The sequence below is a fragment of the Streptococcus sp. HMSC061D10 genome (assembly GCF_001808865.1).
Taxonomy (GTDB): domain Bacteria; phylum Bacillota; class Bacilli; order Lactobacillales; family Streptococcaceae; genus Streptococcus.
In genome coordinates this window covers 1-18,580 of the sequence record NZ_KV794991.1, presented here as the reverse complement: position 1 = coordinate 18,580, position 18,580 = coordinate 1, and the positions used below count along the sequence as shown (strand labels likewise).

The window sequence follows — 18,580 nt, the reverse complement described above, 5'->3', positions numbered from 1 at the left end:
TGTCGCAGGTTCGAATCCTGTCTTCCCGATAAATTTACTTGAGTAAGAACACTAGTTGTTCTTTTTTTATTTGTTATGAATCTTTTTCACTGTGTCAACTGCTGTAGAATGATGAAAGAATTTCAATTTGAAAGTGTTTAATCGGGTCCTCTCCTTTTTGATATTTAACAGTGGATAAAACAACTTTTTGAATTATGGACTCTATTTTTGTCGTATTATTAACCCTGGAATAGTCCTTAACTGTATTAGGAACATAAAATTTTAGTAAGAAATAAAATATATCACCGATTCAATCATAATGGGTTGAATCGGTGATTTTTATATAAGGAAAAAATATGTATCTTGTTAAATACTCGTTTTAGTATGAAAGGAATTATATACTTTAGTTTTAATTATAGTCTTACCAAAGAATCTCGCATAAATGTTTTGTCTCAATTGTTGACTTTGGGAATTGTTCAATCAAGAGAGGAAGCACAAAACCTCATTCGACAATCAGAATTACTGAAAAGTTATGCAGTAGAAGATTTGGATAATGTCGAAACTAGTCAACAGTTTTTCAAGTCATTAGTAGAGAAGGGGGAGTAAATGTTAAAGAATATTCCTAAAATTATTAGCCCAGAGCTAGTTAAGTATCTAATGGAGATGGAACATGGAGATGAGCTAGTGATAGCTGATGCAAATTTCCCAGCTCACATGATCGGACAACGCGTTGTTCGTTGTGATGGTCATGGAGTTCCTGTGATTTTGGATGCTATTTTGCAACTACTATCTCTCGATACATACAGTGACTGTCAAGCAGGCCTTATGCAGGTTGTACCAGGAGATCCAACGATTCCAGTTATTTGGGATGAATATAAAACCTTACTAGGCAAGTATCATACTGGTGCATCTATCAAAGAGTTTGAACGTTTTGAATTTTACGATCAGGCAGAGAAAGCTTATTTAGTGATTCAAACTGGAGAAAGTGCTCTTTATGGAAATATTATCCTGAAAAAAGGCGTTTTGTAAAAAAATAAGGGGGATGTGGGGCTTCCCACTCCCTTCCTTTGCGATTTATTTGTTAAAAAAATCACAAATATTTGAAAATATATTATATAATTAATCTAAATATAAAGCGTGAAAAACGCAAGGAGGAAAAAATATGGCAACATTTTACGTTCCAGCAGTCAACCTTATTGGTAAAGGTGTGGTAAATGAAGTTGGTCCTTATGTTAAGGAGTTGGGCTATACTAAGGCTCTTTTGGTGACAGATAAGTATATCGAATCAAGTGATATCTTGCCAAAAATTTTAAAACCTTTAGATGATGAAGGGATTGCTTACGTTATCTTTAGTGATGTTGAACCGAACCCTACTTGTAAAAATGTCATGGATGGGGTCGCTGCTTTGAAAGAGCATAACTGTGACTTTATCATCTCTGTCGGTGGTGGCTCTCCACAGGATGCAGCTAGCTGTATTTCTGTAATCGCTACTAATGGCGGTAAGCCACAGGATTATGAAGGTTTGCATAAGTCTGCTCAAAAAGGCCTTCCTGTTGTAGCTATCAATACTACTGCAGGTACATCAGCAGAAATTACTATCAACTACGTTATCACTGACGAAGAACGTAAGGTTAAAATGGTAATGGTTGATAAGAACAGTCTTGCTCTTATCTCTGTTAATGACCCTGAATTGATGGTTTCAAAACCTCAAGCTTTGACTGCTGCTACTGGTATGGATGCTCTTACTCATGCTGTTGAAGCTTTGGTAACACCAGGTGCTTATGATGTGACTAAGAAACTCTCTATCGGAGCTATCGAGCTGATCAAAGAATATCTTCCACGTGCAGTAGAAAACGGACACGACATCGAAGCTCGTGAAGGTATGGTTAATGCTATCTTCCTTGGAGGAATGAGCTTTAACAATGCTGGACTCGGCTATGTTCACTCAATGGCTCACCAATTGGGTGCTGTCTATAACTTGCCTCATGGCGTTTGCTGTGCTATGCTTTTGCCAGTCGTTGAGCGTGAAAATGCCAAACGTGTACCTGTAGCCTTCCGTAATGTTGCTAAGGCCTTGGGAATGCAAATTGAAGGAAAATCAGATGAGGAATGTGCGGCTTATGCTATTTCTGAAATTGAAAAACTTTCTGAAACTGTCGGTATTCCTAAGAAATTGACAGAACTTGGCATCGAAGAAAAAGACTTTGACTTTGAATACCTTTCTAAGAATGCCTTGATTGATGCCTGTGCACCAGGTAATCCATTCATGCCAACTTTGGAAGAAACTATTGCTTTCTATAAGGAATTATTCTAAGCAAAGTTACTTTAGAATTTTTTAGGGATAGTAAATTTAAGATTCTTACATTACGAATTCCTCCCGAATATTCAAATAATGTATTAGGGAATCAAATACTATTCCTATGATTTAAAACCAATAATATTTAAGAAGAACTATCCTTGTGATAGTTCTTTTTTGGAAAATTTGATATGCTAGGATTATGAAGAAAATCAAAATTGATGTAGTGGCTGTTCCCTTAAGTGGGCATCTCTATCCTACCATGAATTTACTTGCACCACTATTACAAAATCCTCAGTATGAAATACGTTTATTTACAGGTCCCCAGAAAAAGGCTGTTGCAGAGGCGGTTGGTTTTCAAGTTCTTCCCATTTTAGAAGGACACGTAAAGGAATTTGAAAAAGCTGCCAACAATAAGGAGCAGTTAGGAATTTTTTCAGCCTATCGGCAGTTGTCTGCTAGTCTTGATTTGATAAACCTAGTTTCGGACCAATTAATCCAAGAATGGACAAATCATCGTCCGGATATTGCCATAGTGGACTTTATCACACTATCTGGTGGACTTGTAGCTGAGCAGATGGGGATTCCGTGGATAACAACTATGGCGACCCAGTTTGCGATTGAAACGACAGATGGACCTCCTTGTTTCTTTGGAGGAATGGGGATTCCCCAGAATAGCTGGCAGGTTTTACAACAGTTTCTTGCAAGAAAAATAACTCATTTGGGGAAACGGATAGTAACTTTTTTATTACGAGACCGTTTAAGGCGTTATCATTTTAAACTTTACAATCAGAAAGGCCAAGAAACTATTTATTCTCCCTATTCTATCTTAGGTATTGGGATGAAAGAAGTGGAGTTGAAGAAAGGATTTCCAGAGCACTATTGCTGGGTAGGACCTTTTGGCGCTTCTGTTGAGGCTGTAGAGGATTATCCTTTAGATTTATCGGCTTTTCCTAATCGCAAGAAGGTTTTGGTAACTTGTGGGACACAACTAGCTTGGGCCAAAGAAAATCTTATTTATCAAGCTACGCAACTTGCAAAAGCTCATCCTGATTGTCACTTTTTTGTAACTCGTGGAGTTGGTGGACAACCTTTCAAGTGTGAGAATCTTATGGAGAATCTTTCCGTTGTTTCTTATCTTCCTTACAAGGAATACATTCCTCTGATGGACTATGTCATTCATCATGGTGGAGCAGGTATCTTTTATCAGTGCATTATTTATGGCAAACCTGCTTTGATATTGCCTCATGATTATGATCAATTTGATTATGCCGTTCGGGGTGTGGAAGCGGGTGTTGCTTATACAGCTAAAAGAGATAATAGCAAGGAGATTGGGCAGGCCTTTGATAGGCTATTGGCTAAAGAAAATTGGACAGAATTGGAGAATCTCCGCCAAGTCGCACAATCTTATCATCCGACAGAAATATTGGAAGGTGAAATCCACCGCCTGTTAGCAACTAAGGAGAAAGAGTGATGAAAAAAGTATTAGTTACAGGAGCCACTGGTTTTCTTGGAAAATATGTTGTTAAAGAACTAGTTGAGCATGGTTACCAAGTGCGAGCTTTTGGTAGAAACAGTAAGGTAGGTCGCTCCTTGGAAAATTCTTCGGTCAGTTTTTTTCAAGGTGATTTGACCAAAGCTGAGGATGTGCTAGAGGCTTTCAAGGAAATGGATATGGTCGTTCATGCGGGAGCCCTGTCAACAGTTTGGGGCCCTTGGGAAGATTTTTATCAGGCTAATGTTTTAGGAACTAAATATGTTCTAGAGGCATGTCGCCAAACAGGTATTCAACGTTTAGTCTATGTATCCTCACCAAGCATCTATGCTGCTCCTAAGGATCAGTTGGCTATCAAAGAAAGTGATGCTCCAGAGGAAAATAATCTCAATAACTATATCCGTAGTAAATTGGCTTCGGAGAAACTCTTTAAAGATTATCCAGATGTTCCGAGTATCATCTTGAGACCTCGGGGACTTTTTGGGGTTGGGGATACCAGTATTTTGCCACGTGTGATCAATCTTAGTCAAAAAATAGGAATTCCTTTGATTGGGGATGGGCGTCAGCTCATGGACATGACTTGTGTGGAAAATGTTGCTCTGGCAATCCGTTTGGCAATAGAAGCTCCAGAAGCTAAAGGTGAGGTTTATAACATTACTAATGGTGAACCGAGGGCTTTTAGAGATTTGCTAGAGGAAAGTTTGACAGGTCTGGGTTATCCAATCAAATATAGAAAAATTCCAGCATCTCTCTTATCAGGAATTGCAAGTAGTTTAGAATTTATATACAAGACCTTGAACCTTAAAGGGGAACCACCTCTAACTCGATATACCTATTATCTGCTTCGCTATAGTCAAACGCTGGATATTAGCAAGGCCGAGAGGGAATTGGGGTATCATCCGAAAATTAGTATTTCAGAAGGGATTGAACAATATGTCCAAGATTATCGAAAGCATTGAGTATTTCCCAGCGGGATATTGTACTAGTTATGCCGGTTTGCTATTTAAGGGGGTCAAAAATAGAAAGATGATTTTCCCAGCAGGTGTCTTTTTAATTAAGCATAGAGAAAAGGGTTATCTGCTTTATGATACTGGTTATCACTATGATATTAAGAGGAAACTTCGTTATGGCTTGTATCGTTTAGGAACGCCTGTTCAAATGACGGACAAGGATCAGATTTTACATTTGATAAAAGATAAAGGGATCAAGCCAGAAGAAATTAACTATGTCTTGTTGTCTCATCTACATCCAGATCATTTGGGAGGGGCTAGCTTCTTTCCGAATGCAAACTTTATCCTGACCCAGGAAGTCTATGATGTTTATAAGAAACCAAAACTAAAAGATTTAATTTTTAAAGAATTTTTGCCGACTACTTTTGAGGAAAGGTTGACTGTTATTAAGGCGGATCAGCAAAATGCTAACTTTAAGTATCGCCCTACCATCGATCTTTTTGGAGACGGCAGCATCCTTGTAGCTTCGATAGATGGGCATGCCAAGGGGCAAGCTTGTCTCTTTATTCCAGATTATCATCTCTTTATTGCAGCAGATCTTTGTTGGGGAATTGACCTTTTACCTTACACCAAACAGATGCATCTGATTCCTTCCTTGGTGCAAGATAGTAAGGCTGACTATATCAAAGGAACGGAGCTTTTGGAAGAGGTTTTAAAGGATGGAATAGAAGTGCTAGTTAGCCATGACCCTGTAGAAAGGATTGAGCGGATCTTGTATGAAAAAAATAACCTTTCTTAAAACTTTTATCCAAACTCGCTGGCTTCATAACTTTAGATCTCGAGAAGCATTAGAAAACTATCAGAAAAAGCAACTGGCTGCCTATATGGACTTTCTCAAACGTGAGTCACCTTATTTTAAAAATGGTGTACCTAGTGACTTTGACCACATGGACAAGGCTTTTATGATGAGTCATTTCAATGAGCTCAACACCCAAGGAGTGGATCGAGACGAGGCCTTGGCTTTGGCTATCGAAAGTGAAAAGACTCGAAATTTTACAGAGCTTAAAGGAGAAATAGCTGTCGGTTTGTCCTCAGGAACGTCCGGGCATCGGGGACTCTTTATCACAACCGAAAAAGAGCGAAGTATGTGGGCAGCAGCTATCTTGGCAAAGATGTTGCCCAAGGGCCAACTTTTTGGGCACCGCATAGCCTTTTTCCTGAGGGCGGATAATGAACTCTATCAGACCATCAATACGGCGCTCATTCGTTTAGAATACTTTGATATTTTCAAGAATACAGATGAGCATATCGAGCGTCTCAACAATTATCAACCGACTATTATAGTGGCGCCTGCTTCTATGTTGATTGAATTGAGCAAGCGTCTAAAAGATGGAGAGTTAGTCATTCACCCACAAAAAATCGTTTCGGTGGCTGAAATCTTGGAAGATAGTGATAAAGAGCGAATTTTGAGCGCTTTTGAGTTGCCGATTATTGACCAAGTCTACCAGGCAACGGAAGGTTTTCTAGCTTGTACTTGCTCTGCTGGCAATCTTCATCTCAATGAAGATATCATTTTTGTAGAAAAACACTACTTGGATGAACAGCGTTTTTATCCAGTGATTACGGACTTTAAGCGAAGCAGTCAGCCTGTTTATCGCTACCAGCTCAATGATATTTTAGTTGAAAATCCTAATCCTTGCCCATGTGGCTCCCATTACACAAGGATTGACAAGGTCGAAGGGCGTTCTGATGATATCTTCTACTTTGAAGGGCAGGATGGAGGTCGGGTCACGATTTATCCGGACTTTATCAGACGTTGCATTCTCTTTGTGGAGAATGTTGGAGATTATCAAGTCAAACAACATTCTGAGAAGTTAGTGGAAGTCTGTCTGAGTCAAAGGGATGAGCAAGTTGAAACAGCGATTACAGAGCAGTTCCAACTCTTGGCGCAACAAAAAGAGTTTAAAGAACCTGAAATACAATTTTCTGATTATCACTGGGATACAAGTCGTAAGCTCAAACGTATCCAACGTTTATGAAAGGACAAAAAAATATGACAGAAGTAAAAAGGCATGTAGAAATCGCAGGCTATGGAGTATGCCTTCCAAAAAATACGGTGCAATTTAAAGACCAGACCCGTTATCGTGTGGTTGAAAATGAAGAAACCCAGCTAGATTTGGCAGAAGCAGCTATCCAAGCTGCACTTGAAAATGCAAATTTGAGTATGAAAGACATTGATTGTCTGGTATCAGCTAGTGCGGTTGGTGTTCAGCCGATTCCTTGTACGGCAGCTTTGATTCATGAACGTGTGGCAAAAGGGCTCTCCATCCCAGCTATGGATATCAATACGACTTGTACAAGTTTTATCTCTGCTTTATCAACCATGTCACATTTGATTGAAGCTGGGGAATACCGTCGTGTTTTGATTGTATCTAGTGAAGTTGGTAGCTTGGGTCTTAATCCAAAGCAAAAAGAAAGTTTTGAACTTTTTAGTGATGGGGCAGTAGCCTTTATTTTCCAAGCAAGTGACAAGGATAAGGGAGTGATAGCAAGCCTTCAGCGTACTTGGTCGGAGGGAGCCCACGATACTGAAATCCGTGGAGGTCTGACTTCTTATCAACCAAAAGAGTACTCTGAAGAAACGAAGACCAATTTCATGTTTGATATGAAAGGGAAGAAAATCCTCTTGCTTTCTGCTCGTGTCATTCCAGAAATGTTCCAAGAATTCCAAGAGAAATCAGGTGTTTCTAAAGATGCTGTAGACTATATTATTCCACACCAAGCTAGTCGCGCTCTTCCTTTGGTCATGGGAAAACTGGGTGTAGATGAAGACAAGTACCTTAATCTCGTTACGGATTATGGGAATATGGTCTCCGTTGCTGTACCTTTTGGTTTGGCCTATGCACTCGATCATGGCTATGTAAAAGAAGGAGATACCATCTTCTTGATGGGAACTGCAGCTGGTATGACGGTCAATATGTTGGCTTTGAAATTGTAAAATAATAGCAGGCACATATAAGTGGCCTGCTTTTTAAATTAATTTTAAACGTAGAACTATCGGCCTATACAGAAAAAGCTTGATAAGTTTTATGAAACTAAGTATACTAGAAGGTAACAAGCGTTTTCAGACGTTAAATTAGGGAGTAGACTTAGAAATTGAGAGGGAGTTATGAGAACTAGAAAATTGCGACTATTGATGTCCAAGTATGGTTTTAGCATTGCGATAATTCTGATAGAATTGTTTGTAGTTTTTGCAGTCATTCTTTACATGAGTCAGATTGCTCCATTTGTTTGGGTTACTCTTGTATTTCTTGTCAGTGTGGCAACTGTTTTAGCCATTGTTAATCGTTCCATGTCTCCTGAGAGCAAGGTGACTTGGTTGATTGTCACTTTTGTCCCTGTTTTTGGTCCCTTACTTTATATCATGTTTGGTGAGCGTCGGTTATCAAAAAAGGAATTTAAACAACTGCAGGAACTTCGTTCTATTGCATCTCATGAAAAGCGAGAGCATAGTCTTCATCAGATCCTACAAGAAACTGATAAATCTGCCTACGGTATTATCAATGCCTTGTTACATATGGATAGTAATGCAGAGGTTTATGACCATACAGACTCACAATTCTTTGCTAATGGAGAAGAAATGTGGCAACAGATGCTCGAGGATTTGAAGAGGGCTGAAAAATTTATTTTTCTAGAATACTACATTGTTGACGAAGGTTTGATGTGGGATAGTATGCTTGAAATACTTGAAGAAAAAGCTGCTCAGGGAGTCGAGGTCAAGATGCTCTACGATGATATTGGTTGTATGGTGACCTTGCCTGGGGATTATACCGTTCATTTGCGTTCTAAAGGGATTGATGCTCATAAGTTTAATAAGGTGATTCCTCGTATGACAGTGGCCTACAATAACCGTGACCACCGTAAGATTTTGGTCATTGATGGGCAGATTGCCTATACTGGCGGGATTAATCTTGCAGACGAATATATCAATCAGATTGAACGTTTTGGACACTGGAAAGATAGTGGGATTCGGATAGATGGTCCGGCGACTCAAGCCTTTACCAGACTATTTCTCATGAACTGGTACATCAACCGTGGAGAAATTAGTGACTTTGATCAGTATCATTTGGAAAATCAGACACGACCAGGAGGTGGTCTTTGTATCCCGTATGGAAGTGGGCCTAAGCCTATCTATAAAATGAAGGTGGGTAAAATCGTCTATCAAAATCTGATTAATCAAGCGGAAGATTTTGTCTATATCACCACGCCTTATCTCATTATCGATTATGATTTGACAGAGGATATAAAAAATGCAGCCATGCGAGGTGTAGATGTGAGAATTATAACTCCATTTATCCCAGATAAAAAGCTCATCCAGTTAGTAACTAGAGGGTCTTATCCTGATCTTTTATCTGCTGGTGTACGTATCTATGAGTATACTCCTGGTTTTATCCATAGTAAGCAAATGATTGTTGATGATAGATTTGCGGTTGTTGGAACCATAAACCTTGATTATCGCAGCTTGGTTCACCACTATGAAAATGCAGTTTTATTGTATGAAACACCATCCATTGCAACTATTCGCAATGATTTTGAAGAAATTTTTGAAGAGTCGCAAGAAATTTTTCCTGGAACAATCAAGCCTACTTGGTATCAAACATTAATCAAAGAAGTAGCTCAGTTATTCGCCCCTATGCTTTAATTGAAAGAGCTAGTTCATCTGTATAATTAGAGAAAGAGAAGGTTTGCCGTCTCTTTTTCTGTAAGCAGTTTCCTTGACATCTTGTTTGTTTTGCGTTATCATATGTCCATATAATATATGGGAGTCTGTGTACAGTCTGAGAGGAAGTGTTAAACTTCGACCGCACCTGATCTGGGTAATGCCAGCGTAGGGAACGATACTTGGCCTAATTCTGCACCTTTTTCATATATGAAAGAGGTTTTTCTTTTTTCATAAAGAAAAACTGTAAATTAAAAGGAGGTTTGAATGAAAGCAAGCATTGCTTTACAAGTCCTGCCCCTGTCACAGGGGATTGACCGCATAGCTGTAATTGATAAGGTCATTGCTTATCTGCAAGCTCAAGAAGTGACCATGGTGGTGACACCCTTTGAAACGGTCTTGGAGGGGGAGTTTGATGAGCTTATGCGCATTCTCAAAGAAGCGTTAGAAGTAGCGGGCCAAGGAGCAGACAATGTTTTTGCCAATGTGAAAATAAATATAGGAGAGATTTTAAGCATCGATGAGAAACTTGAAAAGTATAATGAGACGACATATTAGTCTGCTAGGATTTTTAGGTGTCTTATCCGTTTGGCAGGTGGCGGGATTCTTAAAACTCTTACCAAAGTTTATCCTGCCGACACCACTTGAGATTCTCCAGTCTTTTGTTCGTGACAGAGAATTCCTCTGGTACCATAGTTGGGCAACATTGAGAGTAGCCTTATTAGGTTTGGTCTTGGGTGTCTTGATTGCCTGTATCATGGCTGTTCTTATGGATAGTTTGGGCTGGCTCAATGACCTGATTTACCCCATGATGGTGGTTGTCCAGACCATACCGACAATTGCCATAGCCCCTATCCTAGTTTTATGGTTGGGTTATGGAATTTTGCCCAAGATTGTCTTGATTATCTTGACGACAACCTTCCCTATTATCGTCAGTATTCTAGATGGTTTTAGGCATTGTGACAAGGATATGCTGACCTTATTTAGTCTGATGCGAGCCAATCCTTGGCAAATCCTGTGGCATTTTAAAATCCCTGTCAGCCTGCCTTACTTTTATGCAGGGCTTAGGGTCAGTGTTTCCTACGCCTTTATCACAACAGTGGTATCTGAGTGGTTGGGAGGCTTTGAAGGACTAGGTGTTTACATGATTCAGTCTAAAAAATTGTTTCAGTATGATACCATGTTTGCCATTATTATTTTGGTATCGCTGATCAGCCTGCTGGGTATGAAATTAGTCGATATCAGTGAAAAATATGTGATTAAATGGAAACGTACCTAAATAGAGCGTTTTAGAAAAAGAAAAGAGGAAATAAAAATGAAGAATACATGGAAGGTATTTTTAACGATTGTAACAGCTCTTCTAGCTGTTGTGCTTGTGGCTTGTGGGCAAGGAACTGCTTCTAAAGATAACAAAGAAGCAGAACTCAAAAAAATTGACTTTATCCTAGACTGGACACCAAATACCAACCACACAGGGCTTTATGTAGCCAAAGAAAAAGGTTATTTCAAGGAAGCTGGAGTGGATGTTGATTTGAAATTACCGCCAGAAGAAAGTTCATCAGACTTGGTTATCAATGGTAAGGCACCATTTGCAGTCTATTTCCAAGATTACATGGCTAAGAAATTGGAAAAAGGAGCAGGTATTACTGCCGTTGCAGCTATCGTTGAGCACAATACATCAGGAATTATCTCTCGTAAGTCTGACAATATCAATAGTCCTAAAGACTTGGTTGGGAAGAAATATGGAACCTGGAATGACCCAACTGAGCTTGCGATGTTGAAAACATTGGTAGAATCTCAAGGTGGAGACTTTGAGAAGGTTGAAAAAGTACCAAACAACGACTCGAACTCGATCACACCGATTGCCAATGGCGTTTTTGATGCTGCCTGGATTTACTATGGTTGGGACGGTATTCTTGCTAAATCGCAAGGAGTGGATGCCAACTTTATGTATTTGAAAGACTACGTCAAAGAGTTTGACTACTACTCACCAGTTATCATCGCAAACAATGATTATTTGAAAGATAATAAGGAAGAAGCTCGTAAAGTCATCCAAGCTATTAAAAAAGGTTACCAATACGCTATGGATCACCCAGAAGAAGCGGCTGATATCTTGATCAAGAATGCCCCTGAGTTAAAGGATAAACGTGATTTCGTCATCGAATCTCAAAAATACTTGTCAAAAGAATATGCAAGCGACAAGGAAAAATGGGGACAATTTGATGCGGATCGCTGGAATGCCTTCTACAAATGGGATAAAGAAAATGGAATCCTCAAGGAAGACTTGACTGATAAAGGATTTACCAACGAATTTGTAAAATAATGACAGAAATTAGACTAGAACACGTAAGCTACGCCTACGATGATGAAAAGATTTTAGAGGATATTAACCTACAAGTGACTTCAGGTGAAGTTGTCTCTATCCTAGGCCCCAGTGGTGTAGGAAAGACTACTCTCTTTAACCTGATTGCAGGGATTTTAGAAGTCCAGTCAGGTAGAATTGTGCTTGATGGGGAGGAAAATCCCAAGGGGCGCGTGAGCTATATGCTACAAAAGGATCTGCTCTTGGAACACAAGACGGTACTTGGCAATATCATCCTGCCCCTCTTGATTCAAAAGGTGGATAAGGTAGAAGCTGTTGCGAAAGCAGATGAAATCCTTGCTACCTTTCAGTTGACGGCAATACGGGACAAGTATCCTCATGAGCTTAGTGGTGGGATGCGCCAGCGTGTGGCCTTACTTCGTACCTATCTTTTTGGACATAAGCTCTTTCTTCTAGATGAGGCCTTTAGTGCCTTGGATGAGATGACTAAGATGGAGCTCCACGCCTGGTATTTGGAGATTCATAAACAGCTAGGCCTGACAACACTCATCATTACGCATAGTATCGAGGAGGCCCTCAATCTTAGTGACCGTATCTATATCTTGAAAAATAGGCCTGGGCAGATTGTTTCTGAAGTCAAACTCGACTGGTCTGAAGGCGAAGACAAGGAAGTTCAAAAAATTGCCTATAAACGGCAAATCTTGGCAGAATTAGGCTTAGATAAGTAGAAAAATAGGGAGTTGGTGAGGATTCTTCATTACCAGCCCCTTTTTCTTTTAAAAAATCGAAAAATTCGGTATAATAGTCAAAGATAGTCAAGGTTCAAAGAAAGAGGTGGCGTTCTATGAGATTTAAAAATACATCAGACCATATAGAGGCCTATATCAAGGCGATTTTGGAGCAGTCGGGTATGGTTGAATTGCAACGAAGCCAATTAGCGGATACCTTTCAAGTCGTGCCTAGCCAGATCAACTATGTGATTAAGACTCGATTTACTGAAAGCAGAGGTTATTTAGTTGAAAGTAAGCGGGGAGGTGGCGGTTATATTCGCATTGGTCGGATTGAATTCTCAAACCACCATGAAATGCTCCGCGATTTACTGTATTCGGTAGGTGAAGAAGTTAGCCTAGCTATCTTTGAAGATGTTTTAAGACTCTTGTTTGAGCAGGATTTGGTGACTCGTCAGGAGATGAATCTATTATTAGCAATGGCGACAGACCGAGTTTTAGGCGATGATGCCAATCTTATCCGTGCCAATATGCTCCGTCAGTTATTACAAGAGGTAGATAGAAAAGGAAAATAGAACTAAATGAAATATTCAAAAGCATTGAGAGAATGTATAGAAAGTGCCTTTCTGGTCGCCAGTCATTTTGGGGCAGAATACCTAGAGTCATGGCACCTATTGATTGCTATGGCCAATCATGGTTACAGTGTGGCTGGGGCGACTTTAAATGAATTTCCATATGAGATTGATCGTCTGGAGGAAGTTGCTGTAGAGCTAACTGAAACAAAGTATAGCGATCAGGAACATTATCAGGAGCTTCCTTTTTCACACCGGTTGAAAGTATTGTTGTTGGAAGCAGAGCACGTTGCATCTGTCGTACATGCCAAGGTATTGGGAACAGAGCATGTTCTTTATGCTATCTTACATGATGGCAATGCCTTAGCTACTCGCATTTTAGAAAAAGCGGGATTTTCTTACGAAGATCAGAAGGATCAGGTCAAGATTGCTGGACTTCGTCGAAGTCTTGAAGCGCGTGCTGGTTGGACTAGAGAAGATTTGAAGGCCCTTCGCCAGCGTCATCGTACGGTAGCGGATAAGCAAAATTCCATGGCTAATATGATGGGTATGCCTCAGACACCAAGTGGAGGTTTGGAAGATTATACGCATGACCTTACGGAGCAAGCTCGTTCGGGTAAATTGGAACCAGTCATCGGGCGCGACCAAGAAATCTCTCGTATGATTCAAATCTTGAGCCGTAAGACAAAAAATAATCCAGTCCTAGTTGGAGATGCAGGTGTCGGTAAAACAGCTCTAGCACTTGGTCTTGCGCAACGTATTGCCAACGGGGATGTACCTGATGAAATGGCTAAGATGCGAGTTCTAGAGCTTGATTTGATGAATGTGGTTGCGGGGACTCGTTTCCGTGGTGACTTTGAAGAACGTATGAACAATATCATCAAAGATATTGAGGAAGATGGAAAGGTCATCCTCTTTATCGATGAGCTTCATACCATTATGGGGTCAGGAAGTGGTATCGATTCGACCTTGGATGCGGCCAATATCTTGAAACCTGCCTTGGCACGTGGAACTCTGAGAACTGTCGGTGCGACCACTCAGGAAGAGTATCAAAAGCACATCGAAAAAGACGCAGCCCTTTCTCGTCGCTTTGCAAAAGTGATGATTGAGGAGCCAAGTTTAGCAGATAGTATGGCTATTTTGCAGGGCTTGAAAGCAACTTACGAGAAACACCACCATGTCCAAATTACAGACGATGCAGTCGAAACAGCTGTCAAAATGGCACATCGTTATTTGACGAGTCGTTATTTGCCAGACTCAGCAATCGATCTTTTGGATGAAGCAGCTGCAACAGTGCAAAATAAATCGAAACACGCTAAACAAGATGAGTCAGGTTTAACACCAGCTGATAAGGCCTTGATGGATGGTAAATGGAAGCAAGCTGCTCAACTCATTGCAAAAGAGCAGGAAGTACCTGTTTATAAAGACTTGGTGACAGAATCAGATATTTTGACCACCTTGAGTCGCTTGTCAGGTATTCCAGTTCAAAAATTGACCCAAACAGATGCCAAGAAGTATCTCAATCTTGAAGCTGAACTGCATAAACGTGTTATCGGACAGGAACAAGCTGTATCTAGTATCAGTCGTGCCATTCGCCGAAATCAATCGGGTATTCGCAATAACAAACGTCCAATTGGCTCCTTTATGTTCCTAGGACCAACAGGTGTTGGTAAGACCGAGTTGGCCAAGGCCTTGGCGGAAGTTCTCTTTGATGATGAGTCTGCTCTTATCCGCTTTGACATGAGTGAATATATGGAGAAATTTGCAGCCAGTCGTCTCAATGGAGCTCCTCCAGGTTATGTAGGTTATGAAGAAGGCGGGGAGTTGACTGAGAAGGTTCGCAACAAACCATACTCAGTCTTGCTCTTTGACGAGGTAGAAAAGGCTCACCCAGACATCTTTAACGTGCTCTTGCAAGTCTTGGATGATGGTGTCTTGACAGATAGTAAAGGTCGTAAGGTTGACTTCTCCAATACCATTATCATCATGACTTCAAACCTTGGTGCGACAGCGCTTCGTGATGACAAGACAGTTGGTTTTGGAGCTAAGGACATTCGCTTTGACCAAGAAAATATGGAAAAACGTATGTTTGAGGAGTTGAAAAAGGCTTATCGTCCAGAGTTTATCAATCGTATTGATGAGAAGGTAGTCTTCCATAGCTTGTCAAGTCAAGATATGCAAGAAGTAGTTAAGATTATGGTCAAACCATTGATTGCTAGTCTTGCAGAAAAAGGAATTGACTTGAAACTCCAAGCATCTGCCCTTAAACTTCTAGCTCAGCAAGGCTATGATCCAGAGATGGGGGCTCGTCCACTTCGTAGAACCCTACAAACGGAAGTGGAAGACAAACTTGCAGAGCTTCTCCTTAAAGGTGAATTGGAAGCTGGCAAGACTCTGAAGATTGGTGTCAAAGCTGGTCAATTAAAATTTGAGATTGTTTAAAAATGTGAGGTTGGAACAGATTGTTTCAGCCTCTTTTTTGAAAAGTTGTTGCCCAAATAGCTACTTGGATTGTGGATTTATTTTAAGGATTTCAAAAACGAATTTCTACTGATCAAGTTTTGTATATCAAGAAAAAAATCTTATAATTAAGAAATGTTTTTATAAAAAATAATAAAAAAGTGTTGACAAACAATAGAAGGAGTAGTATGATATAAAATATAAAAAGTTATAAAAAGGTTGGAAAGACATGAAAAAAAAGATAGCAGTGGTTTTTGGAACCTTTGCTCCCTTGCATCAGGGACATATTGATTTAATCCAAAGAGCAAAACGACAATGCGATGCTGTATGGGTGGTAGTTTCAGGTTATAAGGGAGATCGTGGTGAACAGGTTGGACTTACACTACAAAAGAGGTTTCGCTATATTCGTGAAGCATTTCGAGATGATGAGTTGACCTCTGTTTGTAAACTTGACGAAACCAATATTCCACGCTATCCAATGGGCTGGCAGGAGTGGTTGGATCAGATGTTGCAGGCCATTTCCTACGACCAGACTGGTCAGGAGCTCATCTTTTTTGTAGGAGAATCCGAATACCAACAAGAATTGTCAGAACGTGGTTTCGAGACTGTCCTACAGGAAAGAAAATTTGGAATTTCGGCTACTATGATTCGAGAAAATCCAAGCAAATATTGGAAATACATTGCTCAACCTTTCCGCCGTCAGTTTACGAAAAAAGTGTTGATTATGGGAAGTGCTAGTAATGGGAAAACAACTCTAGCCAAGGATTTAGCTCGCTTTTATGATGCGCCAGTCAGTCTGGAGTATGCTCGTGAATATCAGATAAAAAATAATGTCCGAGATGATGAGCTTACCCCAAAAGATTATTATTACCTTCTTTTGGGCCAATATGACCAAACTTCCAAGTTAATCGATAGCAATGCCAATCGAGGCCTGGTCATTGCAGATACCAACTCATTGGTAACCAAGGGCTACTACGATTACTACATGGAAAGCGAAGAGCAGGAGGACTTGTCCGTAGAGACCTTTGATAATCTCTTTGTTTCCATCTTAGCCAAGGAAAAGTGGGATTTAATCCTCTTTGTGCAACCTATTGGCTCTTATGTCAATGATGGTTTTCGCGACATGACCATGGCAGAAGACCATATCCGTCACAGTTTTTCTCAGCATTTGGATATGATGAGGGAGCAATATCTAGCCAATATCCCTCATGTTTATCTAGCTGATGACTATCTAGGAAATTATGAAGCAGCAAAAGTAGCTATTGATGCCATTTACCAAGCAGATTAGGAGAAGAAAATGAAAAAAATAACTGAAAAAATCACACGATTTATTGAAAACTTTAAAAATGTTCACGCAGAAGCTCGTAAAATTGGTTTTGCAGGAGTTATGCGTTTGCTTTGGAAAGACCTCTTTGTGGGCCGTAGTCTTTTCCAGTGGCTCTATTTGATTGTTTTATCGAGTGTTCCTCTTATTCTGGAGTTTACACAAAACACAGAAAGTCATGACTGGGTTGGTCTCTTAGCCTCTTGGACAGGGATTGTCTGCGTTATCTTGGTTGCTGAAGGTCGATCTAGTAACTACCTTTTTGGTGCTATTAACTCTGCAATCTATTTGGTCCTAGCTATGAATGCGACTTTCTACGGTGAAGTTTTGACAACAGTTTATTTCTTTGTCATGCAGCCTATTGGTCTCTATACTTGGTTGTCTAATCGGATCAATGAACAAGGAAGACCAGAAGAATCTCACTTTGAAGCCAAGAAATTATCTGTGCTTGACTGGCTCAAGTACTTAGCCTTGACTGCTATCATTTGGATTGGTATGGGCTTGGCTTATCAAAGTATCCATAGTGCTCGCCCTTTCCGCGATAGTGTTACCGATGCGACCAATGGTGTTGGTCAGCTCTTGATGACACGTCTTTACCGTGAGCAATGGATTTTCTGGATTGCAACCAATCTCTTTAGTATCTACCTCTGGTGGGGTGAAAACATCCATATCCAAGGGATGTACTGGGTCTACACCATCAATAGTCTAGTCGGTTGGTACCAATGGACTAAGGCTGTCAAGGAGGGATAAGATGGCTGAAACGATAATCCCGGCTGGAATGACAGAAAGAGAATATTTTGAGATTCATGCGACTGAGAAGGAATTTTTAGACTGGTACTGCAAACAGGATCTTCCTCAGTATGAAAAACCAAGCGTGACGGTGGATATGGTAGCCTATTGCTTTGTGGAAGGCAAAATCAAACTCTTACTAATCCGTCGTAAGGCCCATCCTTATCAAAACTGTTTGGCTTTGGTCGGTGGTTTTATGGATAAGAGCGAAGATGCAAGGCATGCTTGTCAGCGTGAAGTGAGAGAGGAGGTTAACCTTGACCTTCCTTTGGAAAAAATCGAGCAGTTGATGACAGTATCTACTCCAGGTCGTGATCCGCGGGGCTGGACGGTTACTATCGCCCATTTGGTGTATCTACCTAGCCGCGCACTTGATCTCGTTCAAGCTGGAGATGATGCCAAGGATGTGGTTTTTGTCGATGTTGATTTTCAGACAGGCAAGTGCTTCCTTGAGGGACTAGAGTTGGAGGAGCAAGCCTTCGCCTTTGACCATTATGCCATTATCCAAGAATCCATCAAACGAATCCAAGGCCGTCTCGACTGGAATCCGACCTTCCTTTATCTGCTAGAGGAGGAGTTCACTGTCTACGAAGGGACTGAACTGGTCAATCTTATCAACCCCGGTCGTCCAATCGTCAGCAATAACTTTCTCGTAAAATACGGAGAATATGTAGAAGAAGTCGGACTCAAACGAGTGCCTAAAAAGAAACCAAGAAAAACCTATCGATTGAAATAAAAAAGCTTGGAGACCGAAACCGATAGACCAAGTCTCGGTTTCCTAGTCTTGGTCTTGGGATGTTTCAATAAATCCGATGACTGGTTGAGCTTGAGAATAGAGAACATACAGTTTGTGTCAAAAGTCAATTCAGCCATCGTGTCAAAGACTTATTAGTCATAAAAAAGCGAGGTCGGGATTTGTACTGCACCCCAAAAGTTAGACAGAA

Annotated in this window: 18 protein-coding genes and 1 riboswitch; all 18 genes read left to right on the top strand. The window is 40.4% G+C overall.

Going from position 1 to position 18,580, the window contains the following annotated elements; genetic code table 11:
* Positions 1-363: 363 nt before the first annotated feature.
* Positions 364-585, top strand: a complete 222-nt coding sequence (locus HMPREF2728_RS01165; protein ID WP_049503858.1) for a hypothetical protein — start codon at positions 364-366, stop codon at positions 583-585.
* Positions 586-1,008: an RbsD/FucU family protein gene (locus HMPREF2728_RS01160; protein ID WP_075226830.1), complete on the top strand. Its 423-nt coding sequence runs from the start codon at positions 586-588 to the stop codon at positions 1,006-1,008.
* 133 nt (positions 1,009-1,141) lie between these two features.
* On the top strand, positions 1,142-2,293 hold the full coding sequence (locus HMPREF2728_RS01155) for an iron-containing alcohol dehydrogenase (protein ID WP_049503855.1): 1,152 nt from the start codon (positions 1,142-1,144) through the stop codon (positions 2,291-2,293).
* A gap of 184 nt (positions 2,294-2,477) precedes the next feature.
* Positions 2,478-3,749: a glycosyltransferase gene (locus HMPREF2728_RS01150; protein WP_075226829.1), complete on the top strand. Its 1,272-nt coding sequence runs from the start codon at positions 2,478-2,480 to the stop codon at positions 3,747-3,749.
* Positions 3,749-4,729: an NAD-dependent epimerase/dehydratase family protein gene (locus tag HMPREF2728_RS01145; protein WP_075226828.1), complete on the top strand. Its 981-nt coding sequence runs from the start codon at positions 3,749-3,751 to the stop codon at positions 4,727-4,729. The genes HMPREF2728_RS01150 and HMPREF2728_RS01145 overlap by 1 nt, the downstream gene beginning before the upstream one ends.
* Complete coding sequence (locus HMPREF2728_RS01140) at positions 4,704-5,519, top strand: MBL fold metallo-hydrolase (protein ID WP_075226827.1); 816 nt, start codon at positions 4,704-4,706, stop codon at positions 5,517-5,519. The genes HMPREF2728_RS01145 and HMPREF2728_RS01140 overlap by 26 nt, the downstream gene beginning before the upstream one ends.
* Positions 5,497-6,759: a F390 synthetase-related protein gene (locus tag HMPREF2728_RS01135; RefSeq protein ID WP_075226826.1), complete on the top strand. Its 1,263-nt coding sequence runs from the start codon at positions 5,497-5,499 to the stop codon at positions 6,757-6,759. Before HMPREF2728_RS01140 ends, HMPREF2728_RS01135 begins: the two co-directional genes overlap by 23 nt.
* 14 nt (positions 6,760-6,773) lie before the next feature.
* A complete protein-coding gene (locus tag HMPREF2728_RS01130) occupies positions 6,774-7,718 on the top strand; it encodes a 3-oxoacyl-[acyl-carrier-protein] synthase III C-terminal domain-containing protein (protein WP_075226831.1) in 945 nt (314 codons plus the stop codon).
* 171 nt (positions 7,719-7,889) lie between these two features.
* A complete protein-coding gene (gene cls / locus HMPREF2728_RS01125; RefSeq protein ID WP_075226825.1) occupies positions 7,890-9,422 on the top strand; it encodes a cardiolipin synthase in 1,533 nt (510 codons plus the stop codon).
* A gap of 107 nt (positions 9,423-9,529) precedes the next feature.
* Positions 9,530-9,632: riboswitch (TPP riboswitch) on the top strand.
* Between the two features lie 75 nt (positions 9,633-9,707).
* On the top strand, positions 9,708-9,998 hold the full coding sequence (locus HMPREF2728_RS01120; protein WP_075226824.1) for a thiamine-binding protein: 291 nt from the start codon (positions 9,708-9,710) through the stop codon (positions 9,996-9,998).
* Entirely contained in the window at positions 9,961-10,719 is a 759-nt protein-coding gene (locus HMPREF2728_RS01115) for an ABC transporter permease (RefSeq protein WP_016466587.1), read from the top strand. Before HMPREF2728_RS01120 ends, HMPREF2728_RS01115 begins: the two co-directional genes overlap by 38 nt.
* Before the next feature lie 36 nt (positions 10,720-10,755).
* On the top strand, positions 10,756-11,763 hold the full coding sequence (locus HMPREF2728_RS01110) for an ABC transporter substrate-binding protein (RefSeq protein ID WP_075226823.1): 1,008 nt from the start codon (positions 10,756-10,758) through the stop codon (positions 11,761-11,763).
* On the top strand, positions 11,763-12,491 hold the full coding sequence (locus HMPREF2728_RS01105; RefSeq protein WP_075226822.1) for an ABC transporter ATP-binding protein: 729 nt from the start codon (positions 11,763-11,765) through the stop codon (positions 12,489-12,491). Before HMPREF2728_RS01110 ends, HMPREF2728_RS01105 begins: the two co-directional genes overlap by 1 nt.
* Positions 12,492-12,607: 116 nt before the next feature.
* Complete coding sequence (locus tag HMPREF2728_RS01100) at positions 12,608-13,066, top strand: CtsR family transcriptional regulator (protein WP_001211286.1); 459 nt, start codon at positions 12,608-12,610, stop codon at positions 13,064-13,066.
* 6 nt (positions 13,067-13,072) lie between these two features.
* On the top strand, positions 13,073-15,505 hold the full coding sequence (locus tag HMPREF2728_RS01095) for an ATP-dependent Clp protease ATP-binding subunit (RefSeq protein ID WP_075226821.1): 2,433 nt from the start codon (positions 13,073-13,075) through the stop codon (positions 15,503-15,505).
* Positions 15,506-15,752: 247 nt separating this feature from the next.
* Complete coding sequence (locus tag HMPREF2728_RS01090) at positions 15,753-16,811, top strand: AAA family ATPase (RefSeq protein WP_075226820.1); 1,059 nt, start codon at positions 15,753-15,755, stop codon at positions 16,809-16,811.
* A gap of 9 nt (positions 16,812-16,820) precedes the next feature.
* On the top strand, positions 16,821-17,597 hold the full coding sequence (gene pnuC / locus HMPREF2728_RS01085) for a nicotinamide riboside transporter PnuC (protein ID WP_075226819.1): 777 nt from the start codon (positions 16,821-16,823) through the stop codon (positions 17,595-17,597).
* Position 17,598: 1 nt separating this feature from the next.
* On the top strand, positions 17,599-18,372 hold the full coding sequence (locus HMPREF2728_RS01080) for an NUDIX domain-containing protein (RefSeq protein WP_075226818.1): 774 nt from the start codon (positions 17,599-17,601) through the stop codon (positions 18,370-18,372).
* Positions 18,373-18,580: the final 208 nt, after the last annotated feature.

Coding starts and splice junctions, on each gene's coding strand:
- HMPREF2728_RS01165 (WP_049503858.1), top strand. CDS start 364: ATGAAAGGAATTATATACTTTAGTTTTAATTATAGTCTTACCAAAGAA.
- HMPREF2728_RS01160 (WP_075226830.1), top strand. CDS start 586: ATGTTAAAGAATATTCCTAAAATTATTAGCCCAGAGCTAGTTAAGTAT.
- HMPREF2728_RS01155 (WP_049503855.1), top strand. CDS start 1,142: ATGGCAACATTTTACGTTCCAGCAGTCAACCTTATTGGTAAAGGTGTG.
- HMPREF2728_RS01150 (WP_075226829.1), top strand. CDS start 2,478: ATGAAGAAAATCAAAATTGATGTAGTGGCTGTTCCCTTAAGTGGGCAT.
- HMPREF2728_RS01145 (WP_075226828.1), top strand. CDS start 3,749: ATGAAAAAAGTATTAGTTACAGGAGCCACTGGTTTTCTTGGAAAATAT.
- HMPREF2728_RS01140 (WP_075226827.1), top strand. CDS start 4,704: ATGTCCAAGATTATCGAAAGCATTGAGTATTTCCCAGCGGGATATTGT.
- HMPREF2728_RS01135 (WP_075226826.1), top strand. CDS start 5,497: ATGAAAAAAATAACCTTTCTTAAAACTTTTATCCAAACTCGCTGGCTT.
- HMPREF2728_RS01130 (WP_075226831.1), top strand. CDS start 6,774: ATGACAGAAGTAAAAAGGCATGTAGAAATCGCAGGCTATGGAGTATGC.
- cls (WP_075226825.1), top strand. CDS start 7,890: ATGAGAACTAGAAAATTGCGACTATTGATGTCCAAGTATGGTTTTAGC.
- HMPREF2728_RS01120 (WP_075226824.1), top strand. CDS start 9,708: ATGAAAGCAAGCATTGCTTTACAAGTCCTGCCCCTGTCACAGGGGATT.
- HMPREF2728_RS01115 (WP_016466587.1), top strand. CDS start 9,961: ATGAGAAACTTGAAAAGTATAATGAGACGACATATTAGTCTGCTAGGA.
- HMPREF2728_RS01110 (WP_075226823.1), top strand. CDS start 10,756: ATGAAGAATACATGGAAGGTATTTTTAACGATTGTAACAGCTCTTCTA.
- HMPREF2728_RS01105 (WP_075226822.1), top strand. CDS start 11,763: ATGACAGAAATTAGACTAGAACACGTAAGCTACGCCTACGATGATGAA.
- HMPREF2728_RS01100 (WP_001211286.1), top strand. CDS start 12,608: ATGAGATTTAAAAATACATCAGACCATATAGAGGCCTATATCAAGGCG.
- HMPREF2728_RS01095 (WP_075226821.1), top strand. CDS start 13,073: ATGAAATATTCAAAAGCATTGAGAGAATGTATAGAAAGTGCCTTTCTG.
- HMPREF2728_RS01090 (WP_075226820.1), top strand. CDS start 15,753: ATGAAAAAAAAGATAGCAGTGGTTTTTGGAACCTTTGCTCCCTTGCAT.
- pnuC (WP_075226819.1), top strand. CDS start 16,821: ATGAAAAAAATAACTGAAAAAATCACACGATTTATTGAAAACTTTAAA.
- HMPREF2728_RS01080 (WP_075226818.1), top strand. CDS start 17,599: ATGGCTGAAACGATAATCCCGGCTGGAATGACAGAAAGAGAATATTTT.